Source organism: Lentilactobacillus hilgardii DSM 20176 = ATCC 8290 (genome assembly GCF_000159315.1).
Taxonomy (GTDB): domain Bacteria; phylum Bacillota; class Bacilli; order Lactobacillales; family Lactobacillaceae; genus Lentilactobacillus; species Lentilactobacillus hilgardii.
Genome location: NZ_GG669993.1, coordinates 209,508 through 234,350, shown reverse-complemented (window position 1 = coordinate 234,350; position 24,843 = coordinate 209,508). Strand labels below are relative to the sequence as shown.

The 24,843-nt window shown below is 38.9% G+C and carries 19 protein-coding genes; 2 read left to right on the top strand and 17 right to left on the bottom strand.

Annotated elements, in window-relative coordinates; translation table 11 throughout:
- Both HMPREF0519_RS05240 and HMPREF0519_RS05235 read left to right on the top strand, forming a co-directional pair.
- A partial coding sequence (locus HMPREF0519_RS05240; RefSeq protein WP_004561434.1) for a DNA cytosine methyltransferase occupies positions 1–584 on the top strand: 584 nt, incomplete at its 5' end.
- A gap of 91 nt (positions 585–675) precedes the next feature.
- Positions 676–1,833, top strand: coding sequence for a tyrosine-type recombinase/integrase (locus HMPREF0519_RS05235; RefSeq protein ID WP_040472745.1), 1,158 nt, complete (start codon positions 676–678; stop codon positions 1,831–1,833).
- Positions 1,834–1,957: 124 nt separating this feature from the next.
- Here the strand turns inward: HMPREF0519_RS05235 and lepA are convergent, their stop codons facing one another.
- The 17 genes from lepA to HMPREF0519_RS05150 all read right to left on the bottom strand — a co-directional run bounded on the left by lepA (position 1,958) and on the right by HMPREF0519_RS05150 (position 24,829).
- On the bottom strand, positions 1,958–3,796 hold the full coding sequence (gene lepA, locus HMPREF0519_RS05230) for a translation elongation factor 4 (RefSeq protein WP_003560124.1): 1,839 nt from the start codon (positions 3,794–3,796) through the stop codon (positions 1,958–1,960).
- 210 nt (positions 3,797–4,006) lie between these two features.
- Positions 4,007–5,152: a molecular chaperone DnaJ gene (gene dnaJ / locus HMPREF0519_RS05225; RefSeq protein WP_003560122.1), complete on the bottom strand. Its 1,146-nt coding sequence runs from the start codon at positions 5,150–5,152 to the stop codon at positions 4,007–4,009.
- A 107-nt stretch (positions 5,153–5,259) separates the two neighbouring features.
- On the bottom strand, positions 5,260–7,146 hold the full coding sequence (dnaK, locus tag HMPREF0519_RS05220) for a molecular chaperone DnaK (protein ID WP_004561426.1): 1,887 nt from the start codon (positions 7,144–7,146) through the stop codon (positions 5,260–5,262).
- A gap of 26 nt (positions 7,147–7,172) precedes the next feature.
- Positions 7,173–7,793 carry a nucleotide exchange factor GrpE gene (grpE, locus tag HMPREF0519_RS05215; RefSeq protein WP_004561424.1) on the bottom strand — a complete coding sequence of 207 codons (621 nt, stop codon included), beginning with the start codon at positions 7,791–7,793 and terminating at the stop codon, positions 7,173–7,175.
- Between the two features lie 18 nt (positions 7,794–7,811).
- Positions 7,812–8,849, bottom strand: a complete 1,038-nt coding sequence (hrcA, locus tag HMPREF0519_RS05210; protein ID WP_003553820.1) for a heat-inducible transcriptional repressor HrcA — start codon at positions 8,847–8,849, stop codon at positions 7,812–7,814.
- Between the two features lie 125 nt (positions 8,850–8,974).
- Positions 8,975–9,931 (bottom strand): riboflavin biosynthesis protein RibF, encoded by a 957-nt coding sequence (ribF, locus tag HMPREF0519_RS05205; protein ID WP_004561423.1) that lies wholly within the window; start codon positions 9,929–9,931, stop codon positions 8,975–8,977.
- A gap of 17 nt (positions 9,932–9,948) precedes the next feature.
- Positions 9,949–10,860, bottom strand: coding sequence for a tRNA pseudouridine(55) synthase TruB (gene truB / locus HMPREF0519_RS05200; protein WP_004561422.1), 912 nt, complete (start codon positions 10,858–10,860; stop codon positions 9,949–9,951).
- Positions 10,861–10,956: 96 nt separating this feature from the next.
- Entirely contained in the window at positions 10,957–11,307 is a 351-nt protein-coding gene (rbfA, locus tag HMPREF0519_RS05195; protein ID WP_003553813.1) for a 30S ribosome-binding factor RbfA, read from the bottom strand.
- 67 nt (positions 11,308–11,374) lie between these two features.
- The gene (infB, locus tag HMPREF0519_RS05190; protein WP_040472719.1) at positions 11,375–13,885 is read right to left on the bottom strand and encodes a translation initiation factor IF-2; all 2,511 of its coding nucleotides are present in this window, start codon (positions 13,883–13,885) and stop codon (positions 11,375–11,377) included.
- A gap of 4 nt (positions 13,886–13,889) precedes the next feature.
- Positions 13,890–14,207, bottom strand: coding sequence for a L7Ae/L30e/S12e/Gadd45 family ribosomal protein (locus tag HMPREF0519_RS05185; RefSeq protein WP_004561420.1), 318 nt, complete (start codon positions 14,205–14,207; stop codon positions 13,890–13,892).
- Positions 14,197–14,496 carry an RNase P modulator RnpM gene (rnpM, locus tag HMPREF0519_RS05180; RefSeq protein WP_003560106.1) on the bottom strand — a complete coding sequence of 100 codons (300 nt, stop codon included), beginning with the start codon at positions 14,494–14,496 and terminating at the stop codon, positions 14,197–14,199. The genes HMPREF0519_RS05185 and rnpM overlap by 11 nt, the downstream gene beginning before the upstream one ends.
- Positions 14,497–14,515: 19 nt before the next feature.
- Positions 14,516–15,838 carry a transcription termination factor NusA gene (gene nusA / locus HMPREF0519_RS05175; protein ID WP_004561419.1) on the bottom strand — a complete coding sequence of 441 codons (1,323 nt, stop codon included), beginning with the start codon at positions 15,836–15,838 and terminating at the stop codon, positions 14,516–14,518.
- Positions 15,839–15,855: 17 nt separating this feature from the next.
- Positions 15,856–16,329, bottom strand: coding sequence for a ribosome maturation factor RimP (gene rimP, locus HMPREF0519_RS05170; RefSeq protein WP_003553802.1), 474 nt, complete (start codon positions 16,327–16,329; stop codon positions 15,856–15,858).
- Between the two features lie 196 nt (positions 16,330–16,525).
- Positions 16,526–20,842, bottom strand: a complete 4,317-nt coding sequence (locus HMPREF0519_RS05165) for a PolC-type DNA polymerase III (RefSeq protein ID WP_004561418.1) — start codon at positions 20,840–20,842, stop codon at positions 16,526–16,528.
- Positions 20,843–20,963: 121 nt separating this feature from the next.
- Entirely contained in the window at positions 20,964–22,673 is a 1,710-nt protein-coding gene (locus HMPREF0519_RS05160) for a proline--tRNA ligase (protein WP_004561417.1), read from the bottom strand.
- Positions 22,674–22,740: 67 nt separating this feature from the next.
- The gene (gene rseP / locus HMPREF0519_RS05155) at positions 22,741–24,015 is read right to left on the bottom strand and encodes an RIP metalloprotease RseP (RefSeq protein ID WP_040472718.1); all 1,275 of its coding nucleotides are present in this window, start codon (positions 24,013–24,015) and stop codon (positions 22,741–22,743) included.
- Positions 24,016–24,040: 25 nt separating this feature from the next.
- Positions 24,041–24,829, bottom strand: coding sequence for a phosphatidate cytidylyltransferase (locus tag HMPREF0519_RS05150; RefSeq protein WP_003560094.1), 789 nt, complete (start codon positions 24,827–24,829; stop codon positions 24,041–24,043).
- Positions 24,830–24,843 lie beyond the last annotated feature (14 nt).

Genomic DNA, 24,843 nt, shown 5'->3' with positions numbered 1-24,843 from the left:
ATTTAAAAATAATTAATGTTAAAAACTTTGGGGTACCACAAAATAGAAAAAGGCTGGTTTTATTAGGTTCAAAAAAACAACAACCAAATTTCCCAGATTTTACAACTAAAAATATAAAAACAGTAAGGGACTGTATTGGTAATCTAACTCCACCGAAAAAAAGTACAGATATTCTTCAAAAAATTCATTCTAATCATACTGAATATATTGAAAAAATTATCAGTATGATTCCTAAAAATGGTGGAAGCCGGAAAGACCTTCCTGAAAGCTATTGGTTAAAATGTCATAAGCATAAGAACGTTGGGTTTTCAGATGTATATGGCCGAATGAAATGGGATACTCCTTCTCCAACAATTACTGGTGGATGTTTGTCCCCTTCTAAAGGACGATTTTTACATCCGGAACAAAACAGAAGCATTAGCGTTAGAGAAGCTTCATTATTACAGTCATTTCCTAAAAATTACTATTTTAACGAAAAATATCCAAAATCATTATTGGCTCAAATGATTGGAAATGCTATCCCTCCTTTAGTTGCTAAGGCGCAAGGACAATATTTATTAAAACTTCAAAGAAGTTCTAAATAAGAGCTTCCTAAGGAAGTTTTTATTTAGAACATTAAAAGAACATATGTTTATTCATAGTCAAGCCAATTTTTATGAAGAAAGGAAGATTACTATGGCAAGAGGAACAGTCCGAAAAAAAGGCAATAACTGGTACTACGCTTTTGATACTGGTACTTTAAACGGTAAACGAAGCCGTATTGAAAGATCTGGAGGTAAGAAAAAAAAACAAGCAGAAGCACCCCTACGGCAAGCTTTACAGAAATATGAAAACGATGGTTCGGTTGCCAAACTGACCAATATGAATGTGCAGCAATATTTTATGTACTGGTATGAAAATTATGTTCAAAGAGAGTTGAAACCAAATACGCAAATAAATTATCTAAATATTATCAATAAATATATCATTCCCAAAATTGGTAACTTCCGTATAAGATCTATTGGTCCAGCTGCTTTACAAAATTTAGTTAATGACCTAGGCGAAACTAAATTGGCCAAGCACACCGTTCAAATTATTGTAATGGTCATTAAAGAGGGATTCAAAAAAGCGGTCTACCCATATCAATTAATTAAAGAAGATCCAGCTAGATATATCATTATGCCAAAATATCATGATGATGAACGTATAACTAGAAAAAAGCTAAAGATTATTACTATGAATCAATATGAACAAATTTTATCGATTACTCCGCCCTCTAATCCATTCTATATTCCGCTTCAAATTGCTTTCGGTACCGGAATGCGTCGTGGTGAAGTTTGTGGGCTGACATGGACTAATGTCGACCTTAATGGGCATACCATTGAAGTCAAACAGGCCATGATGCAAGAATCAAAAGGAAAATTCAGCATCGTTACACCCAAGACTACTTCTAGTTACCGAACAATCTCTATTGGTGAATCGCTTGTTGACCTTCTTAGACAGCACAAGAAACACCAAATGGAAGAACGATTAAGATATGGGCAATACTACCATGAATCAAATTTTGTATGTACAAAAGAAAACGGGATCCCTGTCACTCCAAACACAATCAAGTATCAATGCGATCGTATTCAGAAAGAACTGGGTTTCCCGTTTAATTTCCATTCTTTGCGGCATACACATGCCACAATGTTATTAGAACATGGTGCAAATATTAAAGATATCCAAGCTCGTCTTGGTCATTCAAGAATTGCGACCACCATGGACACCTATTCGCACGTGACTCATAAAATGCAAAGGCAGACCGTTAACATTTTCGAAAGAATCATGAAAGAAAGTAAAACTGATTCTTAATTTTTTCCACCATTCTTCCGCCAAAAAGAATCAAATAATCACAAAACTTCCGCCATTTTGCAATTACGGCGGAAGAATGGCGGAAAAATGTTAACATTTAGTAAGCTGTGAATGGAACAAACGCTTATTTATCGCCCTTTTCTTCCTCATCGGTTTGAAGAACCGCCATGAAGGCTTCCTGCGGGATATCGACTTTTCCCACAGCCTTCATTCTCTTCTTACCGGCTTTCTGTTTTTCAAGTAACTTCATTCGTCTGGTTCTGTCACCACCATAGAGCTTAGCTGTGACATCCTTTCGATAAGCTTTGATATTGGTCCTGGCAATAATCTTGGCACCAATAGCTGCTTGAACCGGAATTTCAAAGTTTTGTCGCGGGATGATATTCTTCAACCTGCCGACGATATCCCTGGCACGGGTTGCCGCAAATTGTCGATGTGAAATAAAACTTAATGCATCAACTTTCTCACCATTCAAAAGAATATCAATTTTTACCAGGTCACTTGCACGGTAATCTTCAACTTCATAGTCTAAAGATGCATAACCATGTGTGCCGGATTTAAGTTTGTCAAAGAAATCAAAAATGATTTCAGAAAGCGGCATGTGATAAACCACGTTGACCCTATAATCGTCAAGATACTCCATGGTATCGAAAATGCCTCGACGATGCTGACATAGCTCCATAACGGCACCTACGTAATCATTTGGAACCATAATAGTCGCTTTTACGTAAGGCTCTGAGATCTGTTTTATTGATGAGGTATCAGGCATTTCTGATGGGTTTTCAACCTCTTTAACAGTATCATCCGTTAACTTTGCTTCATAGGTAACCGATGGTGCGGTGGTAATGAGATCAAGACTAAATTCACGTTCCAACCGTTCCTGTACCACATCCATGTGAAGCAGACCCAAGAAACCACAACGGAAGCCAAAGCCCAAAGCCTGCGATACTTCAGGTTCAAATTCAAGCGCAGCATCATTAAGTTTTAACTTCTCAAGTGCTTCTCTCAAATCGTCGAACTTTGCATTATCAGTTGGATAAAGTCCAGCATAAACCATTGGATGCATTTCACGATATCCCGGTAATTCTTTTTCTGCTGGGTCATTCGCATTCGTCACCGTATCACCAACACGAGTCGTCGTAATATCCTTAATGCTTGCCGTAATATAACCAACATCACCGGACATCAAATAGTCTCGTTTAACGGGATTGGGAGAATTAACACCAACTTCGGTCACTTCATATTCACTACCGCTATTCATCATTTTAATTTTATCGCCTGGTTGCACTGTCCCCTCAAATAATCGGACACTCAAAACAACGCCACGATAATCGTCATAAACAGAATCAAAAACCAAAGCTTTCAATGGACCGTTAACATCGCCACTTGGAGCGGGAATCTTATGCACAATCTGTTCCAAAAGATCTTCAATTCCAATTCCCTTTTTTGCGCTTGCAAGAACAGCGTCAGATGCATCGATGCCAATGACATTCTCAATTTCTTTACGGACCTTTTCCGGTTCTGCGGATGGCAAATCAATTTTATTGATAACGGGGACAATCTCCAGATCATCATCAATTGCTAAATAAACGTTAGCCAAAGTTTGTGCCTCGACTCCTTGTGCCGCATCGACTACTAATACAGCTCCTTCACAAGCTGCCAAGCTTCGAGATACTTCATATGAAAAATCAACGTGTCCCGGGGTATCGATTAAATGAAATTCGTAATCATGGCCATCCTTAGCATGATAGGTCAATTCAACCGCATTCAGCTTAATCGTAATTCCACGTTCACGTTCCAGGTCCATGTTGTCCAACAATTGATTTTTCATATCCCTTTTTGCAACTGTATCGGTCATCTCAAGAATTCGATCAGCAAGTGTCGACTTCCCATGGTCGATGTGAGCAACGATGGAAAAATTGCGAATATATTTTTGATGTTCCTTCATTTTTTTCAAATCCATGTTGTTTTCTCACTTTCATTGTCTAAAAAATATCTTATCCCCTCTAGTTTAGTGAAAAAGAAGGAATGTCGCAACAAATTTAAGTTTTCTGCCAATATTTTTGATAATCACAAAGAAAGGACTGCGGCAAAGTTTGCATGTTTACCAACAGTCCCTTCACATATTATTTGATTAACAAACGCTTAATGAAATAATCAGTTATGTCCATCATTATTTCTTATCAAAAGCGTCCTTTACTTTGTCAAAAAAATTACTTGCACCTTTACCACCGATGTTTTCACCACTGGCTTTTGCGAATGCTTCCATCGCAATCTTCTGCTCTTTGTTTAAGGATTTAGGTGTCGTAACTGTAACAGTCACACGTTCGTCACCTGTTCCATTCCCACGCAATCTTGGCGCACCTTTTCCTTTTAGACGGAATGTAGTCCCGGTTTGAGTACCTGCAGGAACTTTGAGCTCAACATCACCATGAACAGTTTTAACCTTGATCTTACCGCCAAGTGCAGCCCGGGCAAAGCTAATCTGTTGATCGACGTAAATCGTTGACCCGTCTCGAGTGAAAATTTTGCTTGGTTTGACTCGGAAAACAATGTATAAGTCACCGTAAGGTCCGCCGTTTGTCCCGGCTTCCCCTTGTCCTTGTAACCTCATTTGTTGGCCATCATCAATTCCAGCTGGAACCTTAACTTCAATTTCATGGCGTTCATCAACATGACCACTACCACCACAAGTTGGACATTTTTCCTTAATTTCTTTACCAGTACCATGACAAACCGGACAAGTTTGTCGAGACTGCATCCTTCCAAGTGGTGTGTTAGTCTCGGTTACAATAAAGCCTCGACCACCACAACGAGAACATGTCACAGGAGATGTACCTGGTTTTGCACCGGTACCACCACAAGTGTGACATTGTGCTTCACGATTGTATTTAATCCGCGTTGTTTTACCAAAAATAGCATCTTCAAATTCCAGAGTCATTTGGTATTGAAGATCACGTCCTTGTCTTGGCGCAGAAGGATCGGCACTTTGTTGACGATTACCAAAAAATTGGCTGAAAATATCATCAAAGCCAAAACCGCTTGAATCAAAATTGCCAAAGCCGCCTGCACCGGTTCCACCGCCAAAACCACCAGCGGCTCCGTCAGCAGAACCGTACTGATCATAATTGGCCCGTTTTTGTGGATCACTTAGTGTCTCATATGCTTCATTGATTTCTTTGAATTTTGCTTCTGCATCCGGAGCTTTGTTAATATCTGGATGCCATTTTTTTGATAATTTACGGTAGGCATGTTTGATCTCATCGTCACTGGCATCTTTCGAAACCCCGAGGATATCATAATAATCTTTATTTGCCATTAGAAACTCCCATCTTCAATCAAATCTATACTTTGATAGAATACCATATTTTAACAAAAAGCCAAAGCCAGCTGGCCTTGACTTTTGTTCTAATACGATTCTAAAGATTACTTTTTATCATCGTCGTTGTGAACTTCATGGAAGTCACCATTGACTGTTCCATCATCGTTACCTTTGTCAGATGAATCACCATTAGATGATCCGGTATTACCCTGTTGTTGACCATCAGTTGATTGGCCTTGACCATCTTTAGGAGCTTGTTGTTGATACAATTTTACTGCCAAGTCTTGAACGATCTTATTCAAATCATCTTTCTTAGCTTTCATATCATCAACATTGTTGTCTTCCTTTGCTTTTTTCAGTGCGTCACGAGCATCTTCAGCCTTTTTGATTTCATCATCTGAGACCTTGCCCTTAACTTCTTTAAGTGTCTTATCAGTCTGGAAGATTAATTGGTCAACTTCATTATTCAAGTCAACTGTTTCCTTACGCTTCTTATCGGCTTCCTCATTTTCCTTGGCTTCATTCATCATCTTTTTAATTTCGTCATCGGAAAGTCCTGAGGAATCTTTAATGGTAATCTTCTGTTGCTTGCCTGTGCCTTTATCCTTGGCAGATACATTAACAATACCGTTTTTATCGATATCAAATGTGACTTCAATTTGAGGAACACCTCTTGGAGCAGCTGGAATATCAGTTAATTGAAATTGACCAAGTGTTTTATCATCTGCTGCCATTGGACGTTCACCCTGCAATACGTGAATGTCAACGGCTGGTTGATTATCAGCGGCAGTTGAGAAAACTTGTGACTTGGAAGTTGGAATAGTGGTATTACGATCAATTAACTTGGTGAAGACACCACCCATGGTTTCAATACCAAGTGACAATGGCGTAACGTCAAGTAAAACAACGTCTTTAACGTCACCAGTAATGACACCGCCTTGGACAGCAGCACCCAAAGCAACTGCTTCATCAGGGTTGATTGAATGATTGGAATCCTTACCTGTCCATGACTTAACTGCTTCTTGAACAGCAGGGATTCGAGTTGATCCACCATTTAAAATAACTTGATCAATGTCTGAAACTTGCAAACCGGCATCTTTTAAAGCATTGTCAAACGGTGTCTTTGTTTTTGCAACCAAGTCAGAAGTTAATTCATTGAATTTAGCTCTGGTCAAAGTTGTTTGCAAATGCAAAGGTCCGTTCTCACCAGCTGAAATAAATGGCAAGCTGATTTCAGATTCAATGACACCGGAAAGATCTTTTTTGGCCTTTTCAGCAGCATCCTTTAAACGTTGAAGAGCCATCTTATCCTTTGAAAGGTCAACACCGTTTTCTTTCTTAAATCCGTCAATTAACCAATCCATTACGCGTTGATCAAAGTCATCTCCACCAAGATGGGTATCACCATTTGTGGAAAGAACTTGAAAGACACCATCGCCCAATTCAAGGATGGAAACATCGAAAGTACCACCACCCAAATCGTAAACAAGAACTTTTTCATCTTTATCTTGCTTATCAAGACCATATGCCAAAGCTGCAGCAGTAGGTTCGTTAATGATTCGCTTAACAGTTAAACCTGCAATTTTACCAGCATCTTTAGTTGCTTGACGCTGAGCATCGTTGAAATAAGCTGGAACAGTAATAACAGCATTTTCAACTTTATCACCAATGTAATCCTCAGCAAAATCTTTAATATATTGAAGAATCATTGCTGAAATTTGTTGTGGCGTATACTTCTTGCCATCAACATCAACTGTATAACCCGGTTCACCCATATGACTCTTAATGGAGTGAACAGTATTTGGATTTGTAATTTCCTGACGTTTTGCAACTTCACCAACAGAAGGCTTGCCATCTTTAAATGCCACGACAGATGGTGTTGTACGTGAACCTTCCGGGTTTGGAATAATCTTAGGTTCGTTGCCTTCCAATACAGCAACGGCAGAGTTTGTTGTTCCTAAATCAATACCGATAATTTTATTACTTGCCATAAATAATCCTCTTTTTCTTTAAAGATTTATTTTGCGACGACAACCATTGCTGGTCGAAGAACCCGATCTTTTAATCGGTAACCACTTTGCAGAACCTGCGCCACAGTATCGGCCGGATGCTTCTCATCAGCAGTCGTCGTTTGAATCGCTTGTTGAAGTTTGGGATCGAACGGTTTGTTCAATGCATCAATTTCCTCAACACCATTATCAGACAGTGCCTTAGTTAAATGCTCGAATACCATTGAAACGCCCTTTTTTAATTGTTTACCATTCTCGTCAGTTGCTTCAACTGCAAGTGCGCGTTGAAGGTTATCAACGATCGGCAAAATATCATGTGCCAGTTGCTGACCATCATACTTAATCAAATCAGCCTGTTCCTTCTTAGCATGAGTTTGAATATTTTTTATATCAGCTTCAGCTCTTAAATACCGATTTTCCATATCATCAAGTTTTTTTTGCAAATTAACTACAGTCTGCTTTAACTTGACAACTTCATCTGCTGAATCATGCTTTTCAGTTTTAGAAGAATCGGACTTTTTTGCTGCCTTTGCATCTCGAACTTCTTTTTCGTGCCCATGATCATTTTTAGAAGCCAAATCGTCTGCTGGCTCATTTGATTTTAATGAATCATCCTTTTTATCTGCCAAACAATCGCCTCCTTAAAATTAGTTATCATCATAGTACCCTAAAAGCTTTTTGGTTAGTTCTTCTCTTAATGCACCAACGATTCCAATAATCTTTGAGTAAGGCATCCTGGTTGGTCCAATAACAGCGATAACACCGTGTCCATACTCATTTAAATCATAGGTCCCAGTGATAATACTATAATCTTTTAACAAATCGTTTCTTAGCTCGCTTCCAATTCGAACTTGAACATCGTGAGAATCAGGATTAATAATTTTTTGAACAGTATCTTCGGTGTCCAAAAGATTGTATAGAGGCTTCAACCTGTCAATGTTTTGACGTTCCGCAAACTTTAATAAGTTAAGTTTACCGTCGACATGAACTTTGTCTCGACCAGCTTCACTAAGCATTTCACCAAATATCTTCAAAAATCCCTGGGGTGTCTGAATATACTTCGTCATTAACATTGGAATATCAATTCTTAATTTATCGGCAACCTGAGAAATGGGTTTGCCAACTAACTCTGAATTGATAATGTTAACAATGGTTTCCAGCTGTTCCGAAGAAACATTCGTTAACCGGAAAATCTTATCAACCACATGACCAGTATTAGTAACGATAATTGCCATTACCTGTCGATCATCCAGTTTAACAAGTCGAAAGCCACCCAATTTTAAATTATTTCCTGGTTCAGGATTGAAAGTGACTGCCATATAACTTGTTAAATCGGATAACACCTTTGCAGATTCCTGAATGATTTCGTCAATTCGGTTAAACTCAATGTTAAAAGAACTTTTGATTAAATCTTCTGCACTATCATCCAGCGGATCCGGTTGAACAAGATTGTCAACATAATAACGATAACCTTGCATGGATGGAACCCTTCCGGATGAAAAATGTGTTTTTGTGATTAAGCCCTTTGATTCAAGTGCAGCCATATCATTTCTAACCGTCGCAGAGCTAACATGAGTCGGAAATTCTGAAGCTAATGCCTTGGAACCAACTGGCATTCCCGTCCTCGTATAATCTCGAATGATTATTTTAAGAATATCTTTTTGCCTATCCGTCAGCACTAACATCACCTCTTTTTAGCACTCATAGTATTCGAGTGCTAAGGCACATTTATAATTTAACAAACCATGTGTTATAAGTCAAGGGATTATCAACGATTTTTAGCAATAAATTCGTTTGAGTGCTAATAGTGCTAATTTAAGATATCTGGATGTTCCGATAGATAATGGCGAGTATCCTGCTCATCTCTATCAAGTTGCTCAACTAAATCGTCAGCGGTTTTAAATTTAATTTCTCCCCGCCCATGTGACAGCCAATTGACTCTAACGACTTCACCATAAATATTTTGATGAAAGTCGATCAAATTAATTTCAACAGTCATTGGACCATTATCAGAAAATGTCACATTCTTACCTATTGATGCCATCCCCAGATACTTTTTCCTGCCAATTTCAACAGTGACAATATAAATGCCAATCGTTGGAAGCCATTGGTACTCCGAATGCTCAACATTAGCAGTTGGATAGCCCAATAACCGACCGCGCTCCTCACCGTGAACAATCACACCTTCGGTCTGGAAGGGACGACCCAACAATTGATTAACCTTTTCAATATGCCCATTATCCAAATTATTGCGAATTTGAGTAGAACTCACTTTTTGATCGTTTTGCTTGAGTGCCGGCACTGTGATAACTTTAAATGCGCCATTGACGTACTTTGGCAAGTTCACCATGTTATCTGCTGGTTCGCCGCCATAAGTATGGTCAAAACCTGCAACCACAGCTATGGGGTTAAAACGGCTTAAAAAGTGCTGAATGAACTCTTGAGGTGATTGGCTTTGAAATTGATAAGAATAGTTAACTAGTAATACCTCGTCAACGCCAAATTCTTTAAACAGCTTAAGCTTATAATCCAGCAGTGTAATATATCGTTTTTCATGTGACGACATTTTTTTATAAACAAGTGCCGGATGATGATCATACGTTAATACAACCAATTTGGTACCATGCTTTTGAGCTTCTTCTTTTGCCCGCTGTAAAACAGCTTGGTGACCCGTATGAAAACCATCAAAAAATCCCATAGCAATCACTGTTTTATCCTTAGATTGGCAATCATCATCGAGAGGATAATGAAGCTTAATAATATCCATCTTGCAGTTTCTCCTCGTTAATTATTTTTCAAGAACATCTTAAAAGGTCGATAAACTTTTTTGGGTTCATCGAATTGATAGAGCGCTTTTGTTTCTCCCTGATAAACCAATCTAACAATAGGTTCGCGGTCAGGTAAAATACTTTGATCCAAAAAACCGCCATTTGATATTATTTTCCAACGACTGTCATCAAGCTGATAAGCAGGATAATCGGAAAGAGCGGTTGATAATGGCTCAATAATGTCAGACAGTGTATCACTGCCTGAGGCTTTGTCAACTTGTTCCAACGTAACACACTGCGAAATATCAAAACCACCGCTTTTGATTCGGGTAAGTGATGACATCACAGATGGTGTGTTTATCAGTTTTCCAAAATCGACAGCTAATGTTCTGACATACGTTCCTTTTGAACAGGCAACCTCAAAAAAGATTGTTTGAGTCTGTTTTTTTTCATCAAAACTTGATACCTTTGTCTGTTTGAAAGATTGAATAAAAATTGGACGTGGCTCTCGATGAATAACTTCGCCTCTTCGAGCATATTCATAAAGTTTATGACCGTTGATTTTAACGGCTGAATACATTGGTGGCACCTGCATAATATGACCCGTTAATTTTTGTAACAAACCATCGATTTGTTCAGAAGATAATGGCCTTTCGATTGCCTTGGTAGCAATTAAATGTCCATCCAGGTCTTCTGTATCATAAGCCATTCCCAGCGTGATTGAACCACGATAAACCTTACCGGATCCCATTAACAGTTCACTAATTTTAGTTGCTTGTCCAATACATATAGGCAAAACACCGTCAACATTAGGATCAAGTGTGCCAGTATGCCCAATTTTTTTTGTGTGTAAAATTTTCCGTAGTCGACTAATACAATCATGACTCGTCATACCACGTTCTTTGTATAATGCAATTACTCCATCCATCGGCTTCTCCTAAAAAATTCAGTTACTAAAAGTATATCACAAAAAAACTGCCCAGCCATTAGTAGCTGAAGCAGTCTTTGTCAAAAATCAAATTTATTAATCTTCACGCTTTAATTTATTAATGAGACGATCGATTTTGTCACCATACTGAACAGAAGTATCCAATTCAAACTTGATTTCCGGTGTTTTATAAATGCTTAAACGCGAGCCAAGTTCACCACGAATCAATCCGGTAGCCTTTTCAAGTCCCTTTGCAGTGGTTTCCTCATCAGCCTTGTCATCAGAAAGAATGCTGTAATAAATGGTGGCTTGCTGTAAATCACCAGTTACCTCAACCCCCGTCAATGTGACGCCCTGAACTCTTGGGTCCCGAACTCGTTTTAGTAAAATATCATTTACCTCACGCTGGATTTCCTGCTCTAAACGACCAACACGATAATGAGCCATATAAATACACCTCCAAACATTTAATATAAAATAACAACTTTTATTGCCAAAAAATCATTTAGTTAAACTACTTAACTGGAACTTCTTTCATAATATAGGCTTCAATAACATCGCCAACCTTGATGTCATTATAATCTTTAATTGTAAGACCGAGTTCGAATCCTTGTTTAACCTGGTTAACATCATCTTTAAAACGTTTCAAACTATTTAATTCTCCAGTATAAACAACGACACCGTCACGAATTAAACGAACTTTACTGTCTTTGTTAACAACACCGTCAACAACCATACCACCGGCAATAGTACCAACTTTGGAAGCTTTGTAAATCTCACGAACTTCTACTTCACCAGTAACTTCTTCCTTATAAGTTGGCGCAAGCATACCTTTCATGGCTGATTCAACTTCATCAATTGCATTGTAAATAACTTGATGGAGACGAATATCAACATGATCACTATCTGCTTGTGACTTGGCTTGAGGTGTTGGACGAACGTTAAATCCAATAATAATCGCGTTACTTGCTTCAGCTAAAGCAACATCGCTTTCGTTGATGGCACCAACACCAGAATGGATGATGTTGACTTTAACACCCTTTACCTCAATTTTCTTAAGACTGTTTGCCAAAGCTTCAACAGATCCTTGAACATCAGCCTTGATGACGATATCAACTTCCTTCATTTCACCTTCTTCAAGGGAATCAAACAAGTTATCAAGCGTAACCCGGTTGGTCTTTCGACGTTCTTGAATCTGTGCTTCTTCAGCTCGTTCTTCACCAACAGAACGTGCAGTTTTTTCATCTGAAAAGACAACGAATCGATCTCCTGCTTCAGGAACATCGTTCAATCCGGTAATTGATACCGGCATTGATGGTGTCACTTTTTTAAGATCTCGACCACGTTCGTTAGTCATTGTTCTCACTCGTCCAAATGTGTTGCCAACAACAATAGGATCCCCGACTTTCAACGTTCCTTGTTGAACAAGTAACGTTGCGACAGGTCCCTGTCCTTGATCAAGACGGGCTTCAATAACGGAACCAACAGCAGGTTGATCAGGATCTGCTTTTAATTCAAGCATTTCCGATTCAAGAATGATCATGTCGAGCAATTCGTCGATATTCTTACCAAATTTAGCCGAAATATCAACAAAAATGGTGTCGCCACCCCAGTCTTCGGGGATTAAATTGTATTTACTCAACTGTTCCGTTACATGTTCAGGATTAGCATCGGGTTTATCAATTTTATTAATTGCGACAATAATCGGTGTTTCGGCTGCACGGGCATGGTTAATCGCCTCGATTGTTTGGGGCATGACACCGTCATCAGCTGCAACCACTAAAACTGTGATATCAGTGATATTAGCACCACGAGCTCTCATTTCAGTGAAGGCCGCATGACCAGGTGTATCAAGGAATGTAATGATGTTATCGCCATGACGGACTTGATAAGCACCAATTGCCTGGGTAATGCCACCAGCTTCACCGGCAGTAATATGAGAATGACGCAAATGATCCAGCAAAGTTGTCTTACCATGATCAACGTGCCCCATGATTGTGACAACTGGTGGACGTGAAACTAAATGCTTTGCATTCTTCATTTCTTTTTCAAAGATTTCATCAAGGTTGGATAAATCCTCATGAATCTTTTCTTTGGCTTCAATCCCATAATCAGCAGCCAGAATTTCAATTGTATCTTTATCCAAAGACTGGTTCTGATTAACCATAACACCTAACATGAACAACTTCTTAACAATTTCAGCCGGCTCACGATGCATAATCTTACCAAGATCTTGTGCATTCATACCATCTTCGTACTCAAGAACCGTTGGTAACGGACGTGCCTTTCTTTCTGGAGCCCCGTGATGCTCGACTTGACGAAGTCGTTGGTTTTGTTGCTTACGCTGTTTCTTATTGCGTTTTTTATTAGCCTTTCTCGAACCACCACTATTATTACGGCGATTTAAGCTACCGCCAAACCGGCCACTGCCAGTATTGCGATGATTTGCATTATTGGTACTTGGGCGACTCTGACGACTGGTGCTATTACTGTTGCTTGTATTAGTTGCCGAACTAGTGTGCGCATTATTATTAGTTCTAGACTGTGTATTATTGGAGCGCGTACCAGAATCATTATTTCGTTGAGTGCGATTACGATTGTTACTATGATTATTTTGACTGCTTTGACGATTGGTACCAGCACTATTACGGGTTGTCTCTCGTCTTCCTTGAGAAGAACTATTTTTATTCTCTGAATGATTATTGGCACGTTGGCTCCGATTTTCACCTTGAGAATGATTAGATTGATTTGACCGTTCCGAGCTTTGACCCTGCTGGGCATTATGACGATCGGATCGAGTTGTATGACGACCATTACTTACCGATGAATGGCCGCTTTGACTATTTTGTGTTCTATCTGAAGTACCATTTTTTTTGAATAATTGTCGAATTTGTTTTTCTTGATTTGCATCAACTGTTGACATATGGTTTTTCACAGCAACACCACGTTTGCTGGCCTCATCGATAATTTTTTTACTGGAGATGTTGAGTTCTTTGGCTAATTCATAAATTCGCTTTTTCCGCATATAATCACTCTCCCTTTATCCTATTTGTTAATTCAATCATTTTTTTTGAAATTCCCTGGTCTTTGATTCCGATAATGGTTCTTTTCATTCCGATAGCGTTACTTAATACCTCTTTAGTGTGCATTGTATTGACAGATACGTGATAGTAATTTGACTTATCAAGAAATTTCTTGCTTGTAGACGGTCCGGTATCCGATGCAATAAATAAGAAATGGACCTTTCCGTTTCTTATTTCAGATAAAAGCGTATTCTCACCAGATACAATTTTGTTTGCTCGCTTGGCAATTCCGAGAAAATTAAGGATTGCTTGATTATTGTCCATTCTCAAACAACTCTTTTCGAGCCTGCTTATGATCAACATACGCGATCAGATCATCGTAAAAGTCACCGTCAATTTGAGTTGAAAATACTTTTTCGAACACATGCTCTTCTTTAGCCTTTTTGGCAATATCTACATTAATAGAGATATAAGCGCCCCGACCTGACTTCTTTCCTGTTTCATCTATTGAAACGTTGCCCTCAGAGTCACGAACGATTCTCACCAGCTCCTTTTTGGGAGCCATTTCGCCAGTGACGATATCTTTACGCATTGGGATTTTTCTTTTTTTCATAATGATCGCCTCCTAAGAGTTAATCTTGATTTGAAGATGGGTTCTCATCCGATGAAGTATCTTCTGTATGATCAGAAGAATCGGCATCATCTATATGATCACTTGGTTTTTCAACATTATCTGATTGATCATCTTGAGCATCTGCTTCAACATCTTCATCGGATTCAGTTTGAACTTCTTGACTGTCAGTGTCAACAACCTCGCCAGAAGTCTCTTGGTCCGGCTCAGCAGTTTCTGATTCTTCTGTTGTACCTTCATCTTCGTTTTCCGCCTGCTGTGCTTTTTGCTTTCTTTCAGCAAGGAACTCTTTAGCTTCCGTTTCAGATTTGATATCAATCTTAAAACCAGTCAATTTTGCAGCTAGACGAGCATTTTGACCACGTTTGCCAATGGCCAGCGACAATTGATAATCAGGAACAATCACAGTGCAGGCACGATCATTATCATCTTCAAAAATAACGTCGATAACTTCGGCAGGGTTTAATGCATTAGCAATGTATCGCGCGTCATCCTCATCCCACTCAACAATATCCATGTTTTCACCATGCAGCTCGTTAACAATTGTCTGAACTCGCTGACCCTTGGGACCAACAGCAGTTCCGACAGGATCAATATCCGAGTTATTAGATCGAACAGCAACTTTTGCACGGTCACCCGCTTCACGAGCAATCGATACAATCTCAACTGTTCCATCATAAATCTCAGGAACTTCTTGTTCAAAGAGCCGTTTAAGCATCCCTGGATCTGTTCGGCTGACAAAGACTTGGGGCCCCTTGGTTGCATTTTCAACTCTTGTAACATAAACTTTTATACGTTCTTGAGGGCGATAAACCTCATTAGGCATCTGATCACGAGGGCCCATAACAGCTTCGACTTTATCCAAATTAATATAGACAAAACGGGTATCCTGACGTTCAACAGTCCCTGTCACTAAATCGTCTTCATATTTTGAATATTCATCAAAAATATTTTCACGTTCAGCCTCGCGAACCCGCTGCATAATCACTTGCTTTGCTGTTTGAGCAGCAATTCGTCCAAAGTTTTTAGGGGTCACTTCGAACTTAATGTCATCCCCTATTTCATACCCTTTATTAATCTGTAAAGCATCATCCAATGAGACCTGCATCTGATCATCAGTCACGGTTTCAACAACGGTTTTAACAGAATACACATGCATTTCGCCTTTGGTTCCATCAAAAGAAACCTCAACGTTTTGTGCTTGACCATAGTTTCGCTTATATGCAGAAACCAAAGCCGCCTGCATGGCCTCGATAACGACCTCTTTTTTGATTCCCTTCTCTTCTTCAAGAGCTGACAAAGCTCCTAAAAGTTCTTTACTCATTATTAAGTCTCCTTTACCTAAAACTGGATTGCAAGTCGTGATTTGGCAATCAGGTTTCTTGGAATGTTTATGGTATCATTCTTGCCCCACTTGTCATTTTGCAAAACAAGTTCATCTGAAGTTACAGAACGAAGAAACCCTTCAAAAGCCTTCTGTCCATTCAAATTTTGGTACAAGGAAATATGAATATATTCTCCCACTGCTTGCTGAAGCTCTTCATCATTTCTTAAGGGACGTTCAGCGCCCGGAGAAGAAACTTCCAAAAAATATTGCTGCGGAATGGGGTCTGGATCCATTTCATCGAGTTTTTCACTCAGTTCGTCACTTACCAAAACGCAGTCATCAATTGTAATGCCACCCTTTTTATCAATATACACACGTAAATACCAACTTTTATTTTCTTTAACAAATTCAACGTCAAATAAATAAAAAGTATGTTTATCTAAAATCGGCTTCACAACTTGTTTGACTGTTTCAACAACATTGCTCAAAAAATAGGCCTCCTAAAATTATCCATTAAAAAGAGCGAGCATTTCTGCTCACTCCCTACAAGTTATTTAGTAAATATAGTATAGCATACGTTCTTTGTTTATACAAATGGTTTATCGTGACCAATAATGCTACATTGCAACCCATACTCGATAATCGTCCTACATGACTTAGACAACCGATAATAAGTTAATTTACTTACATCATATCAAATAGACTCAACTGATTTTCATCTGGTAATCCATCCAAAACATGGTTTTCGGTCATAAAATCAATCAACGTTTTTGAAACCTTACCACGTTTCGATAAATCTTCTTTTGAAATGAACGGTTTGTCTTCCCGAGCAGCTACGATTTGTTTGGCAACGTTAAGTCCCAACCCTGGCACAGAATTAAACGGTGCAATGAGGTTATTGCCATCTATCAACCACTGATTAGCAGCTGATTTCTTTAGATCTACCATTTTAAAAACATAACCACGTTCCAACATTTCATTAGCCAGTTCAAGAACTGTTAACAAATTCTTTTCCTTGGTTGAAGCTTCCATGCCTTTATCGTTAATCTGTTTCATGGCATTCTTGACAGCCTCTTTACCACGACACATTGAAACAATATCAAAATCATCGGCACGAACCGAGAAATAAGCAGCATAGTAAACTAATGGAAAGTAAACCTTAAAGTAGGCAATTCTCAATGCCATCAAGATATATGCAGCTGCGTGGGCTCTTGGGAACATGTACTTAATTTTCAAGCAAGAATCAATATACCACTCTGGGATCTTCGCTTTACGCATCTCTTCTTGCCAATCATCAGGTATACCACGTCCATGACGAACACTTTCCATAATTTGAAACGACAATTCAGAATCTAATCCCCATTGAATTAAATCCGTCATAATGTTGTCACGGCATCCAATCACGTTTGCAATAGTGGCCGTACCATTCTTAATTAACTCATCAGCATTTCCAAGCCAAACATCGGTTCCATGAGACAGACCGGATATTTGAAGAAGTTCGGAATAGTTGCTTGGGTGAGTTTGTTCAAGCATTCCTCGAACAAATCGGGTTCCAAATTCCGGCACACCCAATGTACCGGTTTTTGATTGAATTTGTTCTTCAGAGACGCCTAAAATCTTTGGACTTGAAAAGATCGACATCACACCTGGATCATCCATTGGAATTGATTTTGGATTAATTCCCGATAGATCTTGAAGCATCCGAATCATAGTCGGATCATCATGCCCAAGAATATCAATTTTTAAAATATTATCATGAATAGAATGGAAATCAAAATGGGTTGTCTTCCAGGCAGCAGTCTGATCATCAGCAGGATATTGAATTGGCGTAAAATCATAGATATCCATATCAGCAGGAACAACAATGATGCCGGCAGGATGTTGCCCGGTAGTTCGTTTAACACCTGTAGCGCCCTTTGCTAGTCTGTCTTCCTCTGCTTGTCTATAAGTTGTACCTTTATCACGTTCATAGGCTTTCACGTAACCATATGCTGTTTTATCTGCGACCGTTCCAATTGTTCCAGCACGAAATACATTTTTTTCACCAAATAAAACCTTTGTATAGTTATGGGCAATTGGTTGGTAATCGCCAGAAAAGTTCAAATCAATATCAGGAACCTTATTTCCAGTAAATCCCAAGAAAGTTTCGAATGGAATATTATGACCGTCCCCGATCATCTGAGTACCACATTCAGGGCATTTTTTCCTTGGCAGGTCATATCCTGAGCTATATTCACCCTTCGTAAAGAACTCTGTGTGTTGGCAATTAGGACATCGATAGTGTGGTGGCAACGGGTTAACTTCGGTAATTCCAGTTAATGTTGCTATCAGACTAGACCCAACTGATCCACGAGATCCAACCAAGTAACCGTCTTTGTTACTTTTCGCAACCAATCGTTGAGCAATCAAATAAATAACTGAGAATCCATTCCCAATAATACTTTTAAGCTCTGTCTTCAACCGGTCGTCAACAATCTTAGGCAAGGGATCTCCATACCATTGGTGTGCTGTCGTCATGGTTCGCTCTTTAATTTCATCTTCTGAGCCTTCCATTTTTGGCGTATAGAGACGATCCTTTAAGGGATGGACATCATCTATATCATCAGCAATCCGATTGGTATTTGTGACAACAATTTCCTTAGCTTTTTCTGCACCTAAGAACGCAAAATCATCCAACATTTCATTTGTAGTTAAAAAGTGTAGATCTGGTAATTCTTGACGGTTAAGCGGGTTGGCACCACCTTGAGAGTTGATCAAAATTTTACGATAAATGTAATCTTGCGGATTAAGATAATGAACATCGCCTGTTGCAACGACTGGCTTCTTTAACTCATCACCTAATTTAACAATATTAGTTAAAATTTCTTCAAGATTTGCCTCATCGGAAATGAGATGGCTTTCAATTAACGGTGCATACGCCCGTTTAGGTTGAACTTCCAAGTAATCATAAAACCCCGCCTTTTTTCGGGCTTCATCCATTCCTTTTTGCATCATTGCGGTGAAAACCTCGCCTGAAGAACAAGCGGACCCAACAATAATACCTTCGCGAAACTTCTCTAATTGTGTACGTGGTACTCTGGGAACCCTAAAGAAATAATCAACGTTAGAAAGGGAGACAATTTTGAACATGTTTTTCAAACCAACTTGATTTTTAGCGATAATGACCGCATGCGAGGGACGGGCATGCTTGTAAGCATCATTTTCAGTCATGTGATCATTTAACTCATCATGATAGACAATGCCATACCGATCTTCTGCATCTTTTAAAAATAAATAGTTCAAATGTCCGGTTGTCTCAGCATCATAAATTGCTCGATGGTGATGCTCAAGATTCACATCAAATTTCTTGGCTAATGTATTTAACCTATATCCCCGCATATTGGGATATAGGAAACGTGCCAGTGTCAATGTATCAATAATTGGATTCTTTATTTCTGGCATTCCATGACGAACATATCCGGTGTTCATAAAACCAATATCAAACGTTACATTATGACCAACAACGATTGCATCTTCACAAAAGTCTCTAAACAGCTTGAATACTTCTTCTTCGGATTTTGAACCATGAACCATTTCATCCGTGATCGAGGTTAAATTTGTTGTCTGTTCTGAAAGATGGAATCCCGGATCGATAAACTCTTCAAATTGATCGATAACGTTGCTATTTTTCATTTTGACGGCTGATAATTCAATCACTCGATCATAAATAGCTGAAAGACCGGTCGTCTCAGTATCAAATACCACGTAAGTCGCGTCTTTTAAAGGAATATGTTTATCATTATAAGTGATAGGTACGCCATCATCTACCAAATTAATTTCGACACCGTATAGCATTTTAAGATCATTCTTTTGACCCGCATGAAATGCATCAGGGAAACCTTGAACGGCTGCATGATCTGTGATTGCCAGTGCCGGATGACCCCATGCCTTTGCCTGCTTTGCATAATCAGCAATATTATTAGTTGCATCCATTTGACTCATCGATGTGTGCAAATGTAATTCAACTCGTTTTTCTCCTTCAGGAGCCGTATCTTTTCGACTAATTTTTTTAACAGGATTAATATCATAGGCATTTAAGGTTAGCTCATGAGAATAATTATCTTCTTGTATACTCCCACGGACTTTCACCCAATCGCCTTCATTGATTTCATCAAATAAGGCTTCTTCACCACGATTAGAAAACTTTTTAACTTGAATTGATGATGTATAGTCAGTGATCTTTAACATTAGCAACTGTCTGCCTGATCTTAAGGATCTGACTTCTTTGTTAAAAACATATCCCGAAACAACCGCCGAACGTTCTTCCTCAATGATATCTTCCATCTTCATAATTGACGCATCGCCAATTATTTTCTTACCTATGATGGCAGAGCCTGAGGTGGCTCCTGGGTGGTTTGCTCGTTTTTTGGCATTTTCTTTAATCGCAGCATTGGCTTTCTTGACTAATTCCGCATTTTGAACTTCATTTTTTTTCTTAAGTGCTTCAATATTCTTTTGAGAAGACGTTTCGTCAACAATTGTGTGAATTGTAAAATTGGGGAATCCGGCTTTTTGATACATTTCTTCAATTGGTCCAAGTGCCGTATTAGTCATGAAATTCTTGACAATTTCATTTTCGGCCATAAATTCGACTCTTGAATCAACAATTGAAGGAGCTCGGTCCTCACAAAGTTCCTGAATTAAGGGAGATGTTACACCACTATTAACAACTATCCACTGCCAATATTGTCGTAACAACTGTTCGTTGAAGTGATCGTTAGCCGGTGTAATATTTAATGATACTTTCGCAATCTCTTGAAAAGAAGACTGTAAACGGGCGTTAAAATCGTTAAATACCTCAAAGGGCAAAATTCGGGGAACAGAAACATCAAATTGCCACCGAAGACTTTGTTCATGAACCTCTAAACGCTCAATTTTTGCGTCCTGAAAGAAAGGCGAGCTTTTCGCTTCTTCCCATTGAAGCTGCTCCAACAACTTTTCAAATAAAGCATTTTGATCCAAACTCAAAGAGCACCCTCCTCATTTAGTGCAAAAAGAAGCTGAGAACAAAAACAACTTTCGATCTCACCTTCTCTAAAACCAATCATCTTAAATCCTACAAAAATACTTTACCAGTATAAAACTAATTTAAATTCTTTAACAGGATTTTAACAGTATCGCTCAGTTCTTCAACTTTACTTTCGACTGTTTCACCGTTTTTTCGAATCTTGATTTCAACAATTCCTTCATCGGCTTTTTTCCCAACCGTAATTCTTAATGGAATACCCAATAAATCAGAGTCTGCAAACTTTACACCTGGTCGTTCCCTACGGTCATCAACAAGGACTTCTATGCCATTTTCGGTTAGCTGTTCTTCAATCTGATTTGCCAAATTCATTTGAACTTCTTTTTTAACGTTGATTGGAATGACATGAACAGTATATGGTGCAACCGCAACTGGCCAAACCAAACCATTTTCATCCGCATTTTGCTCGGAAATTGCTGAAAGTAATCGACTGATACCAATTCCGTAAGAACCCATGATAACAGGAATTGATCGGCCATTTTCATCTAAAACATTGGCATTTAGGCTTTTAGAATACCTTGTACCAAGTTTAAAAATATGACCAATTTCAATGCCGCGTGTGAATTTTAGCTTGCCCTTACCGTCCGGTGAAAGTTCACCTTCCTTAACAACAACAAAATCATCAACAGCATCAATGCGAAAATCTCGATTCAAGTTGGCATTAACATAGTGGTAACCATCCTCATCGGCGCCAACAACAGCATTTTTCATATTGCCAACCCGTGTATCAGCTAAAATGCGAACGTCATCGCTAACTCCAACTGGACCCAAAGATCCAAAATCAGCCTTTAAAAATTTGACGGCTTGTTCATCAGTTGCAAGGTCAAGGAAATCTGCTTTTAAGTAATTTTTTAACTTTACATCATTAACATCGTAATCACCACGAACTAAAACCAAGACAGGTTTCTCATCAGCAATATAAAGCATCGATTTAATTGTTTTCTTAGTAGAAACACCAAGAAAGTCAGCTACTTCATCAATTGACTTAACATTAGGTGTTGCGACTTTTTTTAGATCGGCCTCTGCTTCTGTTGATGGCTCATCAGTGACCTTCGATTTTGCCATTTCCAGATTTGCAAAGTAATCACTTTCATCTGAATAGACAATTGTATCTTCACCGACTGCAGCCATAGCAGAAAACTCTTTGGAATCAGATCCCCCCATAGCACCACCATCACCGATAATCACACGATACTTAAGTCCAATTCTATCAAAAATAGTGCGATAAGCTTTTTCCATGGCACGATAAGCATCATCAAGATCCGCTTCATTAGCCGCAAATGAGTACGCATCTTTCATAATGAATTCTCGGCTTCTTAACAGCCCGTATCGTGGGCGATCCTCATCACGGTATTTGTTTTGAATTTGGTAAAGAATCAATGGTAATTGTTTATATGATTTAATTGAATCCCGAATCAGTTCAGTAAAGGTTTCTTCGTGAGTGGGTCCCAAAATAAAATCAGTATCATGTCGATTCTTGAATTTGAATAGTTCTGGTCCGTATGTCTCATAACGTCCCGATTCTTTCCACAATTCAGCAGGAAGAACATCCGGCATCAACATTTCATGAGCAGAGGTCTTTTCCATTTCTTGTCGAACAATAGTTTCAATTTTTGTCAAAACGCGATATGCAAGTGGCAAATAAGCATACATACCTGCAGAAATTTGCTTGATATATCCGGCTCGAACTAACATTTTATGACTAAGGGCTTCAGCACCCTTGGGCGTTTCCTTTAACGTCGGAACTAAGATTTTAGACTGCTTCATAATCCAATAATTTCTCCTTTATGTCATCTTTCTGTGTATTTGGCCCATAAGACCAATTTCTTACGCTTTAGTGCAGGAAATAACGTTCAATATCATTCCAAGTAACTAAAATCATTAGTATCATCAAAAATGCAAAACCAATCAACGTAACAACTGTTTCTGTTCTTTGAGAAACCGGTTTCTTTCTAATTGCTTCAATAATATTGAGCACTAATTTACCGCCATCAAGACCGGGGATTGGAATTAAGTTAATAATCGCAAGGTTTAACGATAACCAAGCCAAGAAATTAAGAACACCTGAAATCCCTAATGATGCAGCTTGCGAAGTAGTCGCAAATATAGCTACAGGGCCTCCAAGATCATTTAGACTGAAGTGACCACTTACCATTGACCACAAAGCGCCCAATAACGTCTTTGTCATTGTCCAGGTTTGTGTGAATCCAGATAAGACCTTTGCTTTAAAGCTAGTATCAAGTGACTGGGTGATACCAATCATTCCAATCTTTTTGCCGCCTTGTGTATTGGATTTAGGTGTCATTTGAATGCTCTTATTTTGACCATCTCTGGAAATTTCCGCGGTTACCTTCTTGCCCGGATTTGATTGAATTTGAACGGCCAATTGGTCCCAATCCGCTGTCTTATGCCCATTGATAGATAGAATTCGGTCACCGGATTTAACGCCGGCTTGACGCGCAACAGAGTCTGAAGGCATCACGTTAATTTTATTGGTATTCGACTGAACGCCACCTTGAACAAATCCCAAGATTGTATATACAAGAATAGCCAGGATAAAGTTATTAAAAACCCCGGCAAAATTAGTTAACATTCGTTTGCCAAGCGGGGCAGCTTGGAATTGAACATCCTCCGGTGCAATCTGTAGTTCAGTACCATCACTTTCAATAATGATAGCATCATGATCAACGGAATATTTTTTAACGTCAGATTCGTCGCCGTTTTCATATCCTTTTATATATAAATCATGCGCTAAGTCAGTTCCTGTAACGGTTAAAGGGATTCCCTGAAACAGCGAATGCTTGTTGCTCGTATTAATTCGAGTTACAACGCCTTGATCATTTAATTGTAATGTAACAGGTGTTCCGGGTTTTAATTCTTCCTCACCATCATCAACTTCACCCGCCATTCGAACATATCCACCAAGAGGTAATAGCCTTAATGTGAAAGTCGTACTGCCACTTCGATGAAAGAAAACTTTTGGCCCCATTCCAACAGAAAATTCACGAACTAATATTCCTGAACGCTTGGCCATAATATAGTGACCGAACTCGTGAAAGATAACCAAAATACCAAAGACAATGATGAAAACTATAATTGTAGTTATCAAGCGGCACTTTCCTCCTAATCAAAAATTAAATAATACCAACTAAATGCAGCATTGGTAATACAAGTAACAAACTATCGAATCTATCTAAGATTCCACCATGTCCTGGAAGAATCTTACCTGAATCCTTAACGTCATAGTATCTTTTGAGTGCTGATTCAATTAAGTCTCCAAATTGCCCGGCAATTGAAAGGAAAATCGTAATCATAATCATTTCAATTGTTGAATAACCAGGAATTGGATAGAAGAAAATAAAAGTTGAGCATAAAATTGTCGCTGCAATTGAGCCACAGATTGACCCTTCCCAAGTCTTGTTAGGACTAATTCGAGGTGCCAACTTATGCTTACCAAGCAGTCGTCCAAAAATATAAGCACCACTATCAGTTACCCACACAATAAGCAGTGCGTACAATAACACTGGTAATGACTCTGCTCTGGCTGCAATGAAATAATGAAAACCCATTCCAATATACAGCATCCCAAGCACAATGACACCTGCATCGTCAAAAGTGAACAAGTTTCTGCTTAGGACAGTCACTAATAATAACATTAAAACAAAAAGGAAAAAGATAAATGTCTGGTTAAAGTTATTGGGTAAAAAGCCCGTCCAACTGTCCGGTAATATCAGTGCACTAACACCTAAATACGCGATAATCGACTCACCAGACACCAAAATCCTTTTTTTCATAACTAAGATTTCTGAAACTGCGATAATTCCCAAAACCAAAGCGGCGATGTCAATCCATAAGCCACCCAAAATAATTATCGGAATAAAGATAATCAGCGCGACAACCGCAGTTATTACACGTTGTTTCACTTAAATTTGCCCCC

Coding starts and splice junctions, on each gene's coding strand:
- HMPREF0519_RS05235 (WP_040472745.1), top strand. CDS start 676: ATGGCAAGAGGAACAGTCCGAAAAAAAGGCAATAACTGGTACTACGCT.
- lepA (WP_003560124.1), bottom strand. CDS start 3,796: ATGGATTTGAAAAAAATGAAGGAACATCAAAAATATATTCGCAATTTT.
- dnaJ (WP_003560122.1), bottom strand. CDS start 5,152: ATGGCAAATAAAGATTATTATGATATCCTCGGGGTTTCGAAAGATGCC.
- dnaK (WP_004561426.1), bottom strand. CDS start 7,146: ATGGCAAGTAATAAAATTATCGGTATTGATTTAGGAACAACAAACTCT.
- hrcA (WP_003553820.1), bottom strand. CDS start 8,849: ATGTTAGTGCTGACGGATAGGCAAAAAGATATTCTTAAAATAATCATT.
- ribF (WP_004561423.1), bottom strand. CDS start 9,931: ATGGATATTATTAAGCTTCATTATCCTCTCGATGATGATTGCCAATCT.
- truB (WP_004561422.1), bottom strand. CDS start 10,860: ATGGATGGAGTAATTGCATTATACAAAGAACGTGGTATGACGAGTCAT.
- rbfA (WP_003553813.1), bottom strand. CDS start 11,307: ATGGCTCATTATCGTGTTGGTCGTTTAGAGCAGGAAATCCAGCGTGAG.
- infB (WP_040472719.1), bottom strand. CDS start 13,885: ATGCGGAAAAAGCGAATTTATGAATTAGCCAAAGAACTCAACATCTCC.
- HMPREF0519_RS05185 (WP_004561420.1), bottom strand. CDS start 14,207: ATGGACAATAATCAAGCAATCCTTAATTTTCTCGGAATTGCCAAGCGA.
- rnpM (WP_003560106.1), bottom strand. CDS start 14,496: ATGAAAAAAAGAAAAATCCCAATGCGTAAAGATATCGTCACTGGCGAA.
- nusA (WP_004561419.1), bottom strand. CDS start 15,838: ATGAGTAAAGAACTTTTAGGAGCTTTGTCAGCTCTTGAAGAAGAGAAG.
- HMPREF0519_RS05160 (WP_004561417.1), bottom strand. CDS start 22,673: ATGAAGCAGTCTAAAATCTTAGTTCCGACGTTAAAGGAAACGCCCAAG.